The organism is Sphingopyxis sp. QXT-31 (assembly GCF_001984035.1).
Taxonomy (GTDB): Bacteria; Pseudomonadota; Alphaproteobacteria; order Sphingomonadales; family Sphingomonadaceae; genus Sphingopyxis.
The window spans coordinates 2,760,470-2,776,426 of the sequence record NZ_CP019449.1 but is presented as its reverse complement, the minus strand read 5'-3'; the positions used below and the strand labels follow the sequence as shown (position 1 = coordinate 2,776,426).

Sequence of the window (15,957 nt, the reverse complement as noted above, 5' to 3'; positions counted from 1 at the left end):
GGAGGGGGTGCGCTCTCGGCCTGCGGCGACGGTGCAAGGACGCGCCGTCACCCCCATCCAACTTCGCCTAATCGCTTCGCGATAAGGCTGCGTATCCTTCCCCCATCAAGGGGGAAGGAGGCGCACGTCAGCTGAAGCTCACCATCGCGTAGAGCATCGGGATCGACAGCAGGGTGTTGGTCCGCGAAAAGATCATCGCGGTCTTCGCGGCCTTGGCCTTGGTCGCATCGTCGGCTTCGACCAGGCCCAGCGCCTTCTTCTGGTTCGGCCAGATCACGAACCACACGTTGAACGCCATGATCAGCCCCAACCACATGCCGACGCCGATCAGCTTGTACGGGTCCTGCAGCGTCAGCGCGGGCGCCAGATATTTGGCATGGCCGGCGATGCCGAGGCCCAGCAGCACGGTGGCCAGCGCCGCCCAGCGGAACCAGAAGAGCGCGGCCGGCGCGATATGTTTCGACACGCCGGGCTTCAGCTCAGCCGGAATCTTGGGCATCGTCGGAATCTGGACGAAGTTGAAATAATAGAGCAGCCCGATCCACAGCACGCCGAAGAAGGTGTGCAGCCAGCGCATGACCGCCATGGCGGCCGCGCCGCCATCCTCGAAATTCTGGCCGTTGAGGCCGAGCATCAGAGCGATCGCGAGCACCAGCCCCGCGCCCAGCACGGCGTGCAGATTACCGAAAAATTTGTCCATGAAAGTCCCCCTCGCTTGTTGTGCGGGGCGCGGTGCGACCCGGTCCCCGGGCCACGCTATGCCAGCGACGGGGGGAGGGTTCAACTTTTGTCGGTCGCGGGTTCCTCGGGCAGTGCCAGCCCGTTCTTCAGCATCACCGGCAATTGGGTCAGCGTGAAGAGGAAGGAGAGCGCGGTGATGCCCCAGACCTTGATCGTCAGCCACAAATCGAAGCTCATCTGCTTCGCCTGAATGAGCTCGTACATGACATGGTTGGCGATGCCGAGCGCGGCGAAGAACAGTCCCCAGTTGCGCGACAGCAGCATCCAGCCGCGCTCGGTGATCCCGTCGAGCGCCGACTGGAGCAGATATTTGAGCATCGGCTTGCCCGCGAAATAGCCGCCGAGCAGCAACACGGCGAACGCGCCATAGATGATCGTCGGCTTGAGCACGATGAAACTCTCGTCGTGGAAATAGACGGTGAGCGCGCCGAAACCGATGACGAGGATGCTCGACAGCCAAAGCATCGGCGAAATCTTGCCGAGCTTCCACTTCGACACGATCATCGCGATGACGATGGCCACCATGAAAGCGATAGTGCCCTTGATCGCCGCGGTCGTCGCGGCGAAGGCGCCGGTGCCGCCCGAGCTGAACTTGTACGCGAGGAAGAAGACCAGCAACGGCCCGAAATCGATCGCAAAGTTCAGCGCGCCATGCTTGGCGGGCGGCGGCGCGGGAACGGCCTCGGGGCCTGTCGGCAATTGGTCGAGCGTGTCGCTCATCTGATATTTCCTGCAATGATGCCCGCGATCTCGTCGGCATCGAACGGGCGAAGGTCGTCGATGGTTTCGCCGATACCGATCGCGTGGATGGGGAGGCCGTGGCGCTCGGCCGCGGCGACGAGCACGCCGCCGCGCGCGGTGCCGTCGAGCTTGGTCATGACGAGCCCGGTGACCCCGGCGACCTCGCGGAACACGTCGATCTGCGACAGCGCATTCTGCCCCGTCGTCGCGTCGAGCACGAGCACGACGTCATGCGGCGCCGCGGGGTTCAGCCGGCCGAGCACGCGCTTGATCTTCTCGAGCTCGTCCATCAGCTCACGCTTGTTCTGGAGGCGCCCTGCGGTGTCGACGATCAGCACGTCGATGCCCGTCGCGGTCGCCTGCTTGACCGCGTCGAAGACGATGCCCGCGGCGTCGCCGCCCTCGGGTCCTGCCATGATCGGCACGCCCAGCCGTTCGGCCCAGACCTTGAGCTGGCCGATCGCGGCGGCGCGGAAGGTGTCGCCCGCGACCAGCATCACGCCATAATCCTGTTCCTGGAACAGATGCGCGAGCTTGGCGATGGTCGTGGTCTTCCCCGATCCGTTGACCCCGATCACCAGGATGACCTGCGGGCGCGGGAAGGCGTCGATCTCGAGCGGTTCGGCGACCGGGCGCAGCACCGCGCCGATCTCGTCGGCGACGATCTTCCTGAGTTCCTCGACGCCGCTCGCCACCGCGTCGCGCCGCGCGGCGAGCCGGTCGCGGATGCGCGCGGCCATCGCGGGGCCGAGGTCGGCGGTGATCAGCGCCTCCTCGATGCGGTCGAGATCGTCCTCGTCGAGCCGCGCCTTGCCGGTCAGCCCCGACAGATTTTCGCCGAGCCGTTCGGACGTGCGCTTGAGCCCGCCGAACAGCCGCTCGCTCCAGCTCGCGCCGCTCATGCCCCAAAATCCTCAAGCGTCTCCGCAGCGAGGCGGTCGCCGTCGCGCGCGCCGATCCGCACCGGCACGATGCTGCCGGGGGTGGCGGGCGCGCCCAGCATCAGGCTCGCGAAATTCTCGCCATGACCGCTGCGTCCGTCGCGTTCGACCAGCATGTTCGTCAATTTACCCACTTGTTCGTCCATCCAGAGGTGCCGCCGCCGCGCATTGGCCTCGCGCAGCGTCGCCGCCCGTTCGCGCGCCACCGTCCGCCCGACCTGCGGCATGCGCGCGGCGGGCGTCCCGGCGCGCGCGCTATAGGGAAAGATATGACCGAAGACGATGTCGCAATCGTCGATCAGCGCCAGGCTGTTCGCGAACATGGCGTCGTCCTCGGTCGGAAAGCCCGCAATCAGGTCGGCGCCGATCGCGATCTCGGGCCGCGCCGCCTTCAACCGGGCGACAAGATCGACGACCTGGGCGCGGCGGTGGCGGCGCTTCATCCGCGTCAATATCATGTCGTCACCCGCCTGCAGCGACAGATGGACGTGCGGCATCACGCGCGGCTCTTCGGTCAGCAGTGCGAACAGTGCCGTGTCGATCCGGTTCGGGTCGAGCGAGGACAGCCGAAGCCTTTCGATGGGCAGCGCCAGCAACGCCTCGACCAGCGCCGCGAGTGTGGTGCCGCTGTCGTCGCCGTAGCTCGCGAGGTCGACCCCGGTCAGCACGATCTCGCGCTGCCCGCGATTCAGCGCGACGCGCGCCGATGCCAGGACGTCCGCCACCGTCGCCGACCGCGCGGTCCCACGCGCGATCACCGTCGCGCAAAAGGTGCAGCTGTGCGAGCAACCCGTCTGCACGCCGAGGAAGGCGCGTGCATGGTCGGCGCCCGAGAGGGCAGGGGAATAGGTCTTGCTGCGCACCGCCGGCGCCCCGGCGCCATAGCTCTCCGGCAGCCCCTTTGCATCGTTGCGCACCACCCGCGCGCCCATCTCGGCGAAACGTTCGGCCTCCAGCTCCGCCGCGCAGCCGGTCACCACGACTTGAGCCTCCGGCTGCTCGCGCAAGGCGCGCCGCACCGCCTGCCGCGCCTGCCGCACCGCCTCGTCGGTCACCGCGCAGCTGTTGAAAATGATCGTATCGCGTGCGCCCGCCGCCTTCGCCGCGGCGCGCACCGCTTCGCCCTCGGCGATGTTGAGCCGGCATCCGAAATTGACGACGTCGAGCCCGCCGTCCAAAACCTCGATGCTCATCCGAACTGCGCCCAGTCGGTCTCGCCCTCGAACACGCGCGTCGCCGCGCCGCTCATCACGATCGGCTCGCCGGGCGCCCAGCGGATCACCAGGTCGCCGCCGGGCAGCGACACCGTCACCGGCGACTTGACCTTGCCCGCGCGGATCGCCGCGACCGCAGTCGCGCACGCGCCGGTGCCGCACGCCTGCGTCAGCCCGACGCCGCGTTCCCACACGCGCAGCTGCAGGCAATCGGGGCCGTCGAGGCTCGCGACATTGACGTTGACGCGTTCGGGGAACAGCGGGTCGGTCTCGATCCGCGGGCCGAGCTCGCCGAGGGCCACCGCATCGGCCTCGGGCACGAAAAAGACGATGTGCGGATTGCCGACATTGACCGCGGCGCCATGCTCGAGCTCGTCCCAAGCGACGGGCATGTCGCGCGTGTCCATCGGCATCGCCAGCGGGATATGCTCCCAGTCGAACACGGGCTCGCCCAGCACCACCTCCGCGCCGCCGTCGGCCGGCGTGACGCGCAGCATGCCGCCCAGCGTCTCGATCACCGACGGCTGGCCCAGCAGCGTCGCGACGCAGCGCGTCGCATTGCCGCACGCCTCGACCTCGCCGCCGTCGGCGTTGAAGATGCGCATCCTCACATCGGCATGGCTCGAGGGTTCGAGCAGGATCAGCTGGTCGCAGCCGATGCCGTGCCGCCGGTCGGCGATCGCATGCGCGCGCGCCGGGGTCATCTCGACCGGCGCCGTGCGCGCGTCGATCACGACAAAGTCGTTGCCGAGGCCATGCATCTTGGTGAAGCGATCCGCCATATCCCGCGCATGTAAGGGCAGGGACGGGGGAAGTCTAGCGAGGCGGGCTTACGCCGTCTTGCGCCGCTCGTCCTCGGCTGCACCCGCATCGGGCGCCGCCGGCGTGCGCAGCAGCCCGCGGTCGGCGAGCAGCTTCGCGGTCGTCGCCGCCGACGCGGGCTTGCCATAGTGCCAGCCTTGCGCCTTGGCGCAGCCGAGGCGGGTCAGTTCGATCGCGGTCGCTTCGTCCTCGACGCCCTCGGCGGTGATCGGCATCGCCAGGCTCTCGCCCAGCCGCACGATCGCGACGACGATCGCCTGCGCGTCGGGGCTGCCCTGCATCGCCGCGACGAAGCTCTTGTCGATCTTGATCCGGTCGAAGGGCAGCGCGCGCAGATGCGACAGCGAGCTGTAGCCGGTCCCGAAATCGTCGAGGCTCAGCGACACGCCCTGGTTCTTCAAACTGGTGACGATCGAGCGCACCAGCGGCAGATTCTCGAACAGCGAGCTTTCCGTGATCTCGACCTCGAGCTGGCTCGCCGGGAAACCCGTCTCGACCAGCAGCTTGGTGAGCTTCTGGCTGAACCAGGGATCCTTCAATTGCTGCGGCGAGATATTGACCGCCAGCGTGATCGACGGGTCCCAGGTCTTGGCGATCTCCATCGCGTGGCGCACGACGCGCAGCGACAGTTCGCCGATCAGCCCGCTTTCCTCGGCCACCGGAATGAAGCGGTCGGGCTCGACCATGCCATGCTCGGGCGAATTCCAGCGCATCAGCATCTCGAAACCGACCAGCCGGCCGGTCGCGATGTCGACCTGCGGCTCGAAGAAAGGCACGAACTCGTCCTTGGGCATGCCGCTGCGGATGCCGGTCTCGATCTGGTTGCGGACCTGCACCGCCATTTCCATGCCGACCTCGAACCAGCAGAAGCGGTTCCGGCCCTCGTCCTTGCAATGATACATGGCGATGTCGGCTTGGCGCACCAGCGTGTCCATCGTCGTGTCGGCAGCGGTTGCCAGCGACAGGCCGATCGACGCGCCGATGCGGATCAGCTGGCCCTCGTGCGTCACCGGTTCCTCGAGCGTCGCGACGATCTCCGCCGCCAGCGCCTCGATATGCGGCTTGCCCGCCGGTTCGAACACCAGCATCGCGACGAACTCGTCGCCGCCCAGCCGCGCCATCAGCGCGCTCGGCGGCAGCACGCCCGCGATGCGCTCGGCGGCGACCTTGAGCATGCGGTCGCCCGCGGCGTGGCCGTGGATGTCGTTGACCGTCTTGAAATGGTCGAGGTCGAGCAGGAACAAGGCGACATGACGCCGCTCGGCGGCGGCGCTCTCGATCAGCGTCTGTCCCTGGTCGAGCATCGCGCGGCGGTTGAGGAAGTCGGTGAGCGGGTCACGATCGGCCAGGTAGCGTGCCTGTTGCTCGGCCTCGGTGCGCGCGCGGATTTCGCGGTGCAAATCCTCGTATCGGCGCCAACCGAACAGGATCAGCGCGATGTTCAGGATCAGCGTTGCGGCGAGCACCTGGTCGCTGCCGCCGCCGATCCCCGACAGGGCACGGACGACCGCTTGCATGACGTTGCTGCCGGTGCCGACGAACAGGATAATTGCGGCGACGACGATGCCGCCCGCGACGATATCGCGTTTCGCCCCTTCGGCGCGGTCGGGTCCTTTCGGCGGAGCGGCGGTCGCCATATTTCGCATGTCCCCCACAAGAAGCGGCCCTTTTGCGCCCCAAGCGGTGAAATTTGCGTTAAGTTTGGGCTATCCCGATCCTCCCTGTCGCGAAGCGTTGGGGAGGGGGACCGCTCGCGCCGCGAGTGGTGGAGGGGTCTGGCCTTGCACCGACGCCTGACGGCGTCAACCCCTCCGTTAGCGCTTCGCGCTGTCACCTCCCCATCGCTTCGCGTGGGGAGGATCTGGGAACACCGCGCCCTCGCTTGCCTTTCGCCGCCATTTCCCGTAATGGCGCCCCGTCTGGCGGCATCTCGCGGTCGGGCATATCGACATCCGCGACGGAAAAACCTGTCCACGGATACCGCTGGTTGGCGAGGTTTCGCTCACCGGCGTGTTTTGCGTTGCGGGCGTCGAAAGCAAGGATTTTGGCTGTGTTCGATAGTCTGAGCAACCGGCTTGGCGATGTTTTCGGAAAGCTCCGCGGCCGCGGCGCGCTGACCGAGGCCGACGTGCGCGCCGCGATGCGCGAGGTGCGAATCGCGCTGCTCGAGGCCGACGTCGCGCTGCCCGTCGTGCGCAGCTTCGTCGACCAGGTCACCGAACTCGCGATCGGCCAGAATGTCCTGCGCTCCGTGACTCCCGGCCAGCAGGTGGTCAAGATCGTCAGCGACGCGCTGACCGAGATGCTCGGGTCCGAAACCGCCGAGCTGAACCTTGCGGTCACCCCGCCCGCGGTTATCATGATGGTCGGCCTGCAGGGCTCGGGTAAGACCACCACCACCGCAAAGATCGCGAAGCGGCTCAAGGAAAAAGAGCGCAAGAAGGTGCTGATGGCGTCGCTCGACGTCAATCGCCCTGCCGCTCAGGAACAGCTCGCGGTGCTCGGCAGCCAGATCGACGTCGCGACCTTGCCGATCGTCGCGGGCCAGCAGCCGACCGAAATCGCGCAGCGCGCGCTGCAGGCCGCGAAGCTCCAGGGCTATGACGTGCTGATGCTCGACACCGCAGGCCGCCTCCACGTCGACCAGCAGTTGATGGACGAGATGCAGGCGGTGTCGCGCACGGCGAACCCCGCCGAAACCCTGCTGGTCGTCGACAGCCTCACCGGCCAGGACGCAGTGCAGGTCGCGCAGCGCTTCACCGATCAGGTGCCGCTGACCGGCGTCGTGCTCACCCGCATGGACGGCGACGCGCGCGGCGGCGCAGCGCTCTCGATGCGCGCCGTCACCGGCAAGCCGATCAAGTTCGCGGGCACGGGCGAAAAGCTCGACGGGCTCGAACTCTTCCAGCCGTCGCGCATCGCGGGCCGCATCCTCGGCATGGGCGACGTCGTCAGCCTCGTCGAGCGCGCCGCCGAAACGATCCAGGCCGAAGAGGCCGAGGCGATGGCGGCGAAGATGGCCAAGGGCCAGTTCGACCTCAACGACCTGCGCACCCAATTGAACCAGATGCGCCGCATGGGCGGCCTCGGCGCGCTCGCGGGCATGATCCCCGGCCTCAAGAAGGCGCAGGTCGCCGCGGCGCAGGCCGGCGCCGACGACAAGACCTTGCTCCACTTCGACGCGATCATGGGGTCGATGACCCCCAAGGAACGCGCCAAGCCCGAAATCCTGACCGCGAAGCGCAAGATCCGCATCGCCAACGGCTCGGGCACCAACGTCCAGATGGTCAACAAGGTGCTCAAGATGCACCAGGAAATGTCGACCGCGATGAAGAAGATCCGCAAGATGGGCGGGCTCAAGGGGCTCGGTGCGCTGTTCGGCAAGGGCGGCGGCATTCCCGACATGCCGGGCCTTGGGGGCGGCGGCGGCATGGGCGGTGGCGGAGGCGGTGGCCTCGGCGGGCTGCCCGGCCTCGGCGGCGGGGCGATCCCGCCCGAACTCGCCAATCTGATGAACAAGAAAAAGTGATTTAACCGACAACCTGAATTTGAATTAGAAAGAAGGACTTACATCATGGCTACCTCCATTCGCCTGTCGCGCGGCGGCTCCAAGAAGCGCCCCTATTACAAGATCGTCGTCGCCGATTCGCGCAGCCCGCGCGACGGCCGCTTCATCGAGCGTATCGGCAGCTACAACCCGCTGCTCGCCAAGGACAATCCGGAGCGCGTCAAGCTCGACGCCGAGCGCGCGAAGCACTGGCTGAGCGTCGGCGCCCAACCGAGCGACCGCGTCGCCCGCTTCCTCGACGCCGCGGGTGTCCAGGAACGCGCCGCGCGCAACAACCCGAACAAGGCGGTCCCGGGCGAAAAGGCCAAGGAACGCGCCGAGGAAAAGGCCCAGAAGCTGGCTGACGCCGAGGAAGCCAAGGCCGCCGCGGCCGCCGCTCCCGCCCCCGAGCCCGAAGCCGCCGAAGAAGCCGCTCCGGAAGTGGCCGCTGAAGAAGCGCCCGCTGCTGAAGAAGCCGCCGCTCCCGAGGCCGCCGAGTCGGATGCGACCGGTTCGGTGAAGAGCGAAGCGACTGCCGAAGCCGTCGCCGAGGCCGTCGCCGACGAAACCCCGGCCGATGCGACCGCCGACGACGCGACCGCGATGGCCGAACAGGCTGCCGAAGGCGGCCCGGCCGAAGAAGCTCCGGCTGCTCCGGTCGCCGAAGCTGCTGCTGCCGAGGAAGCCCCGGCGGCTGCCGAAGGCGAAGAAGAAGCCAAGGCCTAAGCCTTGGCCGACGCAAACCGCCCCGTCACCCTCGCCGCCATCGCCGGCGCGCATGGGGTGCGGGGCGAGGTGCGCCTCAAATTGTTCGGCGAAGGCGCGGAGGCTCTCCGCGCCTTTTCCGTTTTGAACGCGGGCGATCGTAAGCTGACGCTCAAATCGGTGCGCCCCGCCAATCAGGGCGCGGTCGCGACCTTCGCCGAGGTGACCGACCGCAGCGCCGCCGAGGCGCTGCGCGGCACCCTGCTCACCGTCCCGCGCTCGGCGCTGCCGCCGCTCGCCGAGGGTGAATATTATCACCACGACCTGCTCGGCCTGCCGTGCGTCGCCGACGATGGCGAGGCGCTCGGCCATGTCGCGGCTATCGAGAATTTCGGCGCCGGCGATGTCGTCGAGATCGAGCGCCCGAACGGCAAGCGCTTCATGGTTCCGATGCGGCCCCAGGCGGTGCCCGAATGGGACGGCGAACGGCTGGTCGTCACCCGCGCCTTCGCCGACGCGGGCTGACCCGCGCTATTTGCAGACGGCGCTACGCTTCGAGGCAGCGACGGTGTTGGGCGCGATGGCGTTCCACACCACCTCGCTCCGGAAATCGAAGCGCTCGACTTCCTGATACTGATCGTCGCGATCGACGATCTCGATCAGTCGCAGCTTGTCCGCGGCACAATCGATCTCCTCGAGCGCGTCGCTGACGAGGGGATAATCGTCCTCGACATCGGCGTTGCGAGCATCCTCGCGCGACCAGAAGGTGACCTTGCCACCGCTGCGCTTCAGGCTGGCGGAGTCGTAATAATGGACCGATCCGGCGTCGCTTTCGGTCACGAATGTCCAGTCTTGCGCCATCGCCGGCACCGCCATTCCGAACGCGCCGGCGATCGCCAGCATTCCCATCATCGCGCGCATCTATCGTCCCCTGTCTCCGCCCACTCTGCCATCCTGCTGTAGTTGCGCCGAAAAGCAAGCGCGAACCCGTGCTGCGCCCGCCTGTTGCCATCGCTCGTCGCTCTGCTAGCGTCGCGGCCAATGCCAGGGGAGAGCGCGATGCGGTGGACATGGGTTTCGGGTGTGGCTCTGGCGCTCGCGACGCCACTCCCCGCCGCCGCGCAAGACCCCGCCCCGAAAACCCTGGACCAGCTCGCGCCCGAGATCGACGCGCTCTTCGCGAAATATAAGGCCGACGCGCATGTTCCCGGTCTCGTCTACGGCATCGTGCAGGACGGCAAGCTCGCCTATGTGAAGGGCGTCGGGGTGCAGGACCTCGAGAGCAAGCGCCCGGTCACCGCTGACAGCCGCTTTCGCATCGCCTCGATGACCAAGGCCTTCACCGCCCTCGCAATCCTGAAGCTCCGCGACGACGGCAAGCTCCGCCTCGACGACCTCGCCGAGCAGCATATTCCCGAGATGAAGTCCTGGGCCTATCCGACCAAGGACAGCCCGCGGATCCGGATCCGCGACCTGCTCCAGCATGTCGGCGGCTTCGTCACCGACGACCCGTGGGGCGACCGCCAGCAGGTGCTGCCGCAGGCCGAGTTCACGAAGATGATCGCCGCGGGCGTGCCCTTCAGCCGCGTCCCGCAAAGCCAACATGAATATTCGAACTTCGGCTACGCTTTGCTCGGCCGGATCGTGGCGAACGCCTCGGGCATGGCGTACACCGACTATGTCCAACAGACGATCCTGACCCCGCTCGGCATGAGCGCGAGCGGCTTCGACGTGACCAGGACGCCGAAGGACCTTTATGCCCGCGGCTATCGCTGGGAGAATGACGCCTGGGCCCCCGAGCCCGAGATGGCCGACGGCGCGTTCAACGCCATGGGCGGGCTGCAGGTCAGTGCGAACGACTATGCCAAATGGGTCGCCTTCCTGCTCTCGGCCTGGCCCGCGCGCGACGACCCCGACACGGGGCCGGTCCGCCGCGCAACGGTGCGCGAAATGGCGCAGGGGCTGAACTTCACTTCGGTCGCCAACCGCATCGGTGCCAGCGGCGCCGACGCGTGCAAGCAGAGCCTCGCTTACGGCATGGGCTGGCGCGTCGCGCAGGATTGCGAGCTCGGCCTCACCATGGCGCATGGCGGCGGCTACCCCGGCTACGGCAGCCATGTGATGCTGATGCCCGAGACCGGCACCGGTGTCTTCGCGCTCGCCAACCGCACCTATGCCGGCCCGTCGGGGCCCGCGTGGGACAGCGCGGTCGCGATGGACAAGGCGGGGCTGCTCCAAGGACGCGACACCCCGGTCTCGCCCGCGGTCGCCGAGATGTTCGCCGCGGCGCAGGCTGCTTATGCCGCGGGCAATCTGGGGCCCCTTGACGGCAAGCTGGCGATGAACTTCCTCCTCGACCGCTCGGCCGAAAACTGGGCGGCGGAGCTTGCGAAGCTCAAGGACCAGCTCGGCGCGTGCCCGACCGCCGAGCCGCTCGCGCCGATGGGCGCGATGTCGACCGCCTTCCGCCTCAACTGCGAGAAGGGCAAGCTCGACGGCCAGTTGCTGCTTGCGCCGACGACGCCGGTGACGATCCAGGCGCTTCGTTTCCGCGCCGCGGCGAACTAAGCCGCCGCGATGAACACCACCCGGTCGCGCACGCTTTCCTTTGCGGCATAGAGGTTGATGTCGGCTGATTTCATTGCGGCGCCGAAGCTCGTCTCGCGCGCGATGTGGACGAGGCCCATGCTCGCGGTCACCGGGCGCTGCAGCGACGGCACCATCTGCGCGATATAGGCGCCGACGCGCTGGCGCAGCCGTTCGGCCTCGTTCGCGACCGCGCTCGCCTCGCAGCGGAACAGGAGCGCGAATTCCTCGCCGCCGATCCGCGCCGCCATCGCGCTGCCCGATCCCAGCGCCACCCCCGCGGCGAAGATCACGCGGTCGCCGACGTCGTGGCCGTGGCGGTCGTTGATCGTCTTGAAATGGTCGAGGTCGACGATCGCGATTGCGACCGGGGTTTCGGCCTTGTAGCTTTCCTCGATCGCACGGCGGTTGGGCAGGCCGGTCAGCGGATCGGTGTGCGCGATGACGCGCATCGCTTCCGCTTGCGCTTGCGCCTCGGTCCGCTCGCGGCGGAGGCGCACCAGCCGGTCGAGGATGCCGAGCGCGGTGAGCATGACTTCGAGCCCGAGCGCGGGGAAGAGCAGGAACAGGAACGCCTCGAACGGCGCTTGCAGCACGATATCGTGGAACAGGCTGAGACCATAGACCGCGCCGATGCCGCTCCACGCCGCGGCCTGGTAGCGCGCGGTGCGGCTGCCGCGCGTCAGCGCGATCGCCACCGTCGCCACGCCGGTCGCGAGCATCGCGACGAGCAGCAGGTTGCGCAGGGCGAAATAGAGCGCGGGCGGATCGGCCATCACCGTCACCGGCGTCGTCAGCAGGATCAGGAACGGCGGCCAGCCGAGCAGCGGATACAGCCGCCTGGGGATCGTGCCGGGTTCCAGATAGGCGCGCAGGAACGGCCCCGACACGGCGACCCCCAGGTCGAAAAAGACGGTGATCCACAGCTGCCGCGCAAAACTGTCGGGGGACAGCGCTCCCCCCATCGCCAGCGGCGAAAGCCCGATGGCCAGCGCCAGATAGGCGGCGGCGCGCACGCTCTGCCAGATCAGGAAACGCTCGCGCAGCAGCGCATAGAAAGCGGCATTATAGGCGAGCGAGAAGATCAACAGCCCCAGGAAGATGCCGGTGAGCACGCCGTCCCAGGTCATGCTGGTCGCGTCGGCGAACGAGGATTGGGCGTGCGCGGGGACCGCAGCGCCCAGCAGCGCCGCTCCTGTTCCCGATATTCGCGCCCATCGCGTCATCTTGCCCCCTGGTCCAGGGGAGGGTGATTAGGCGTGAACCCGCTGATTTTTGGTTAATGCGCCGTTGATCAAAATGCCCGAAAAAGGGATCGCCCGGCGAGGGACCACCGGGCGATCGGGGCGTTCGGCCGCCCGGTTTCGTGATGCTCGGGAATTACCCGTCAGGCCTTGGCGCGGCGGTCCACCTCGACGGTGCCCGGTGCCGCGGCAGATGCTGCACGCGCGCGGCGGCTGCGAGCGGCCGCGCGGGGCTTGCGGCGCAGCGTCGTCGCCAGCCGGCCCGCCGCCTTGACGAAGACGCGGTCTTCGCCGGGGACGCTGGGCAGCGCGATCCATTCGCCGAAGCGCCGTAGCGGCGCCAGCAGGCGGGTCAGCCCGCGATGAAGATCGGCGCTGAAACGGTCGTGGCCCTGGTTCCAGCTGCGCATGAAATGTTCTTCCATCATCGATCGTCTCCTCGTTTCTTCGATGCTCGACAAATGCCCGTTCGCGCTGGCCGGCGCCAACAAAAGCTTTGCATGATCCCATAAGTCAGCCTTATATGACGAGTGCCCAAGCTTCCGCCCCTCGCCGCCGTCCGGACCTTCGAAGCCGCTGGTCGTCTGCAGAATTTCTCGCGCGCTGCCGAGGAATTGGGGATGACGCAGGCCGCGGTCAGCTATCAGGTACGCCAATTGGAGGAGCGGCTCGGCCGCGCGCTGTTCGTGCGCGAAAAGGGGCGGGTGCATCTGTCCGAAACGGGGCGGCGGCTGCTCCCCGCGATCAGCCAGGCCTTCGCCGCGATGGGCGATGCCTTCGCCTCGCTGGGCAGCGACGAGGCCGAGGTGCTGACGATCGACGCCGCGACCAGCTTCGGCGGCACCTGGCTCAGCGCGCGCATCGGCGGGTTCCAGCTCGCCTATCCCGATCTCGCGGTGCGCATGGCGATGAACAACGCGCTCGTCGATTTCGACACGTCGAACGTCGACGTCGCGATCCGCATCGGCAGGGGGACGTGGCCGGGTCTGCGCGCCGATTTCCTGATGCGCCAATATCTCGCGCCGATTGCCTCGCCCGCCTTCATCGCCGAACATGATATCCGCGAGCCCGCTGACCTGCTGCGCGTCCAGCGGCTCGCGCCCAACGACAGCTGGTGGGCCGACTGGTTCGCCGCCGCGGGCGTCGACACGCCGCCCGCACCGTCGCGCCGCGGCATCGAGCTCGACAGCCAGCTGCAAGAGGCGAGCGCGGTACAGGCGGGTTTCGGCGTCGCGATGATGACTCCGCTCTACTGGCAGGCCGAACTCGCGAGCGGCCGCATGGTCCAGCCTTTCGACACGCTCTATGTCTCGGCCTCGTCGGGCATGTGGCTCGTCCACCGCGACAACCGCGTCGGGGTGCGCAAGATCGAACGTTTCCGCGAATGGCTGCACGCCGAGATCGGCAAGGATCGCCACATCCTGCCCGAGGCGCTATGGCAGCCGCCGGCTTGACCGGGGTCGATCATGTATATACATATCGTATATACGGGAGTGTGTCATGACGAAGCGCAATGAAGTGAATGAAGACATGCGCCTGTTCGCCTTGAATCGAGTGTTTGGTTCCGCTCCATGGCTGAAGTCTTCGGAAAAGAAGCGGCACAAGGTCAAAGTCTTCAAATCGGGAAATTCGCTGGCGGTGCGAATTCCGGCGGGCACCAAATTGGTGGCGGGAACCGAAATGGAGCTGATTATCGAAGACGGGCAATTTCTCTCCTACGAGCCCGCCAACCGGCCCAAACGCAAATTCAATATCGCGAAGGTCGCGGGATCGGCCACGGGGCTGCAACTGATCGCGCCTGAGGACAGGTTGTTCGAGGACCGAACCCTGCTGGTGGGCAAGGCCGACGGGGATGATGGCGCGTGAAATATCTGCTTGATAGCGATGCCATCATCGCGCTTGTCATGAATCTCGACGCCCGACTGGTGTCGCGAGCGGGGGAGTGCGACGAGGGCGACCTGGTCACCTCGGCCATCGCCTATGCCGAGGTTGCGCATGGTTCGACACGTGGCAAGTCCCCTGCCTTCGACGAGCTGCAAGCTTTTGTCGAAGAGGTCCGGGTGCTCGATTTCGATTATAAAGCCGCGCAGGCTTACGCGGCGCTGCCGTTCAAGCGGGGAAGCTACGACCGATTGATCGCTGCTCACGCATTATCCCAAGGCATCGCCCTAGTCACAGCAAACGAAGCCGACTTCGCCGACGTTCCGGGCTTGAAGGTCGAGAATTGGACGCTGCCATGAGCTTCGCCGCCGTCCCGCTGACCCTCTATCCCGACATGTTCCCCGGCCCGCTGGGACACAGCATGGCGGGGCGCGCGCTGGAGGCGGGCGTCTGGTCGTGCGCGCCGGTGCAGATCCGCGATTTCGCGACCGACAAGCACCGCACCGTCGATGATACGCCCGCGGGTGGCGGTGCGGGCATGGTGCTGAAGGCCGACATTCTCGCCGCGGCGCTCGACCGTGCCGTGGCGGCGAATCCCGGCCTCCCGATCCTGGCCATGACCCCGCGCGGGGCGCCGGTTACGCAGGCGCGGGTGCGCACCCTTGCCGCAGGGCCGGGCGCGATCATCCTCTGTGGGCGGTTCGAGGGCTTCGACGAGCGTATCTTCGACGCGCGCCCGATCGAACAGGTCTCGATGGGCGACATCATCCTGTCGGGGGGCGAGATGGGGGCGCTGATGCTGCTCGACGCTTGCATTCGGCTGATTCCCGGCGTAATGGGCGCGACTTCAAGCGGTGACGACGAATCGTTCGAGAACGGTTTGCTCGAATATCCGCACTATACCCGACCTGTGACATGGGAAGGGCGCACGATCCCCGAAGTGCTGCGATCGGGGGATCATGCGAAGATCGCCGCCTGGCGGAAACAACAGGCGGAGGATCAGACACGGTTACGCAGGCCGGACCTTTGGGAGCGTCATATCGATGCTCGGGCCCGACCTGCCTCTGGCGCGCGGCGAAAAGAAAAGGACTAGAGGACATGAACCTCATCCAGACGATCGAAGCCGAAGAAATTGCCAAGGCCGGCAAGACGATCCCCGAATTCCGCCCCGGCGACACGCTGAAGGTCGGTGTGAAGGTCGTCGAAGGCGAACGCACCCGCGTGCAGAATTTCGAAGGCGTGTGCATCGCGCGCTCGAACAAGGGCATGGGCTCGAACTTCACCGTGCGCAAAATGTCGTTCGGCGAAGGCGTCGAGCGCGTTTTCCCGCTCTATTCGCCCAACATCGACAGCATTACCGTCGTCCGCAAGGGTGCCGTGCGTCGTGCGAAGCTTTATTATCTTCGTGGCCGCACCGGTAAATCGGCGCGTATTGCGGAGCGCCGCGATTACCGGCCGGAAGCCAGCGAGGGCTAAGGGACACTTTCCCAACCCCAAGCGAAAACAGCTTTCCAAAACGACCGGTTCCGCCAAAG

Annotated in this window: 17 protein-coding genes and 1 pseudogene; 9 read left to right on the top strand and 9 right to left on the bottom strand. The window is 67.0% G+C overall.

Annotation, left to right across the window (positions count from 1 at the left end):
* Positions 1–127 precede the first annotated feature (127 nt).
* The 6 genes from BWQ93_RS13335 to BWQ93_RS13310 form a co-directional block, all read right to left on the bottom strand.
* Positions 128–700: a urate hydroxylase PuuD gene (locus tag BWQ93_RS13335; protein WP_077030973.1), complete on the bottom strand. Its 573-nt coding sequence runs from the start codon at positions 698–700 to the stop codon at positions 128–130.
* A gap of 80 nt (positions 701–780) precedes the next feature.
* Complete coding sequence (locus tag BWQ93_RS13330) at positions 781–1,461, bottom strand: inner membrane-spanning protein YciB (RefSeq protein WP_077030972.1); 681 nt, start codon at positions 1,459–1,461, stop codon at positions 781–783.
* Positions 1,458–2,384 (bottom strand): signal recognition particle-docking protein FtsY, encoded by a 927-nt coding sequence (gene ftsY, locus BWQ93_RS13325; protein WP_077030971.1) that lies wholly within the window; start codon positions 2,382–2,384, stop codon positions 1,458–1,460. The genes BWQ93_RS13330 and ftsY overlap by 4 nt, the downstream gene beginning before the upstream one ends.
* Positions 2,381–3,616, bottom strand: coding sequence for a MiaB/RimO family radical SAM methylthiotransferase (locus BWQ93_RS13320; RefSeq protein WP_077030970.1), 1,236 nt, complete (start codon positions 3,614–3,616; stop codon positions 2,381–2,383). Before BWQ93_RS13320 ends, ftsY begins: the two co-directional genes overlap by 4 nt.
* Positions 3,613–4,419: a diaminopimelate epimerase gene (gene dapF / locus BWQ93_RS13315; protein WP_077030969.1), complete on the bottom strand. Its 807-nt coding sequence runs from the start codon at positions 4,417–4,419 to the stop codon at positions 3,613–3,615. The genes BWQ93_RS13320 and dapF overlap by 4 nt, the downstream gene beginning before the upstream one ends.
* 48 nt (positions 4,420–4,467) lie before the next feature.
* Positions 4,468–6,096, bottom strand: a complete 1,629-nt coding sequence (locus tag BWQ93_RS13310; protein WP_077030968.1) for a putative bifunctional diguanylate cyclase/phosphodiesterase — start codon at positions 6,094–6,096, stop codon at positions 4,468–4,470.
* A 413-nt stretch (positions 6,097–6,509) separates the two neighbouring features.
* On the opposite strand from BWQ93_RS13310, the gene ffh reads away from it, so the two are divergent.
* The 3 genes and pseudogenes from ffh (at position 6,510) to rimM (ending at position 9,236) form a co-directional block, all read left to right on the top strand.
* A complete protein-coding gene (gene ffh / locus BWQ93_RS13305) occupies positions 6,510–7,988 on the top strand; it encodes a signal recognition particle protein (protein ID WP_198040389.1) in 1,479 nt (492 codons plus the stop codon).
* Between the two features lie 45 nt (positions 7,989–8,033).
* Positions 8,034–8,507, top strand: a pseudogene (gene rpsP, locus BWQ93_RS13300) (30S ribosomal protein S16); the annotation flags it as partial.
* A 228-nt stretch (positions 8,508–8,735) separates the two neighbouring features.
* Positions 8,736–9,236, top strand: a complete 501-nt coding sequence (rimM, locus tag BWQ93_RS13295; RefSeq protein ID WP_077030965.1) for a ribosome maturation factor RimM — start codon at positions 8,736–8,738, stop codon at positions 9,234–9,236.
* Positions 9,237–9,242: 6 nt separating this feature from the next.
* On the opposite strand, the gene BWQ93_RS13290 is transcribed toward rimM, so the two are convergent.
* Complete coding sequence (locus tag BWQ93_RS13290) at positions 9,243–9,623, bottom strand: surface-adhesin E family protein (RefSeq protein WP_156878236.1); 381 nt, start codon at positions 9,621–9,623, stop codon at positions 9,243–9,245.
* A gap of 147 nt (positions 9,624–9,770) precedes the next feature.
* Between BWQ93_RS13290 and BWQ93_RS13285 the strand changes: the two genes are divergently transcribed.
* On the top strand, positions 9,771–11,279 hold the full coding sequence (locus tag BWQ93_RS13285; RefSeq protein WP_077030963.1) for a serine hydrolase domain-containing protein: 1,509 nt from the start codon (positions 9,771–9,773) through the stop codon (positions 11,277–11,279).
* Here BWQ93_RS13285 and BWQ93_RS13280 read toward each other — a convergent pair.
* Positions 11,276–12,523 (bottom strand): sensor domain-containing diguanylate cyclase, encoded by a 1,248-nt coding sequence (locus BWQ93_RS13280; protein WP_083720879.1) that lies wholly within the window; start codon positions 12,521–12,523, stop codon positions 11,276–11,278. The genes BWQ93_RS13285 and BWQ93_RS13280 overlap by 4 nt on opposite strands.
* A gap of 161 nt (positions 12,524–12,684) precedes the next feature.
* Positions 12,685–12,969 carry a hypothetical protein gene (locus tag BWQ93_RS13275; RefSeq protein WP_156878235.1) on the bottom strand — a complete coding sequence of 95 codons (285 nt, stop codon included), beginning with the start codon at positions 12,967–12,969 and terminating at the stop codon, positions 12,685–12,687.
* 102 nt (positions 12,970–13,071) lie between these two features.
* Here BWQ93_RS13275 and BWQ93_RS13270 point away from each other — a divergent pair, with 102 nt between their 5' ends.
* The 5 genes from BWQ93_RS13270 to rplS are packed head-to-tail and all read left to right on the top strand — an operon-like array spanning position 13,072 to position 15,898.
* The gene (locus tag BWQ93_RS13270) at positions 13,072–13,995 is read left to right on the top strand and encodes a LysR substrate-binding domain-containing protein (RefSeq protein ID WP_077030960.1); all 924 of its coding nucleotides are present in this window, start codon (positions 13,072–13,074) and stop codon (positions 13,993–13,995) included.
* A gap of 46 nt (positions 13,996–14,041) precedes the next feature.
* Complete coding sequence (locus tag BWQ93_RS13265) at positions 14,042–14,407, top strand: AbrB/MazE/SpoVT family DNA-binding domain-containing protein (protein WP_083720877.1); 366 nt, start codon at positions 14,042–14,044, stop codon at positions 14,405–14,407.
* Complete coding sequence (locus tag BWQ93_RS13260) at positions 14,404–14,781, top strand: type II toxin-antitoxin system VapC family toxin (protein ID WP_077030959.1); 378 nt, start codon at positions 14,404–14,406, stop codon at positions 14,779–14,781. The genes BWQ93_RS13265 and BWQ93_RS13260 overlap by 4 nt, the downstream gene beginning before the upstream one ends.
* Entirely contained in the window at positions 14,778–15,515 is a 738-nt protein-coding gene (gene trmD / locus BWQ93_RS13255) for a tRNA (guanosine(37)-N1)-methyltransferase TrmD (protein ID WP_077030958.1), read from the top strand. Before BWQ93_RS13260 ends, trmD begins: the two co-directional genes overlap by 4 nt.
* 5 nt (positions 15,516–15,520) lie before the next feature.
* The gene (gene rplS, locus BWQ93_RS13250; RefSeq protein WP_077030957.1) at positions 15,521–15,898 is read left to right on the top strand and encodes a 50S ribosomal protein L19; all 378 of its coding nucleotides are present in this window, start codon (positions 15,521–15,523) and stop codon (positions 15,896–15,898) included.
* Positions 15,899–15,957: the final 59 nt, after the last annotated feature.

Bases quoted from the DNA above. Each gene is read 5' to 3' on its own strand.
- BWQ93_RS13290 (WP_156878236.1), bottom strand. From the start codon at position 9,623: ATGATGGGAATGCTGGCGATCGCCGGCGCGTTCGGAATGGCGGTGCCG.
- dapF (WP_077030969.1), bottom strand. From the start codon at position 4,419: ATGGCGGATCGCTTCACCAAGATGCATGGCCTCGGCAACGACTTTGTC.
- ftsY (WP_077030971.1), bottom strand. From the start codon at position 2,384: ATGAGCGGCGCGAGCTGGAGCGAGCGGCTGTTCGGCGGGCTCAAGCGC.
- rplS (WP_077030957.1), top strand. From the start codon at position 15,521: ATGAACCTCATCCAGACGATCGAAGCCGAAGAAATTGCCAAGGCCGGC.
- BWQ93_RS13335 (WP_077030973.1), bottom strand. From the start codon at position 700: ATGGACAAATTTTTCGGTAATCTGCACGCCGTGCTGGGCGCGGGGCTG.
- BWQ93_RS13330 (WP_077030972.1), bottom strand. From the start codon at position 1,461: ATGAGCGACACGCTCGACCAATTGCCGACAGGCCCCGAGGCCGTTCCC.
- BWQ93_RS13320 (WP_077030970.1), bottom strand. From the start codon at position 3,616: ATGAGCATCGAGGTTTTGGACGGCGGGCTCGACGTCGTCAATTTCGGA.
- BWQ93_RS13285 (WP_077030963.1), top strand. From the start codon at position 9,771: ATGCGGTGGACATGGGTTTCGGGTGTGGCTCTGGCGCTCGCGACGCCA.
- BWQ93_RS13310 (WP_077030968.1), bottom strand. From the start codon at position 6,096: ATGGCGACCGCCGCTCCGCCGAAAGGACCCGACCGCGCCGAAGGGGCG.
- BWQ93_RS13265 (WP_083720877.1), top strand. From the start codon at position 14,042: ATGACGAAGCGCAATGAAGTGAATGAAGACATGCGCCTGTTCGCCTTG.
- BWQ93_RS13280 (WP_083720879.1), bottom strand. From the start codon at position 12,523: ATGACGCGATGGGCGCGAATATCGGGAACAGGAGCGGCGCTGCTGGGC.
- trmD (WP_077030958.1), top strand. From the start codon at position 14,778: ATGAGCTTCGCCGCCGTCCCGCTGACCCTCTATCCCGACATGTTCCCC.
- BWQ93_RS13275 (WP_156878235.1), bottom strand. From the start codon at position 12,969: ATGATGGAAGAACATTTCATGCGCAGCTGGAACCAGGGCCACGACCGT.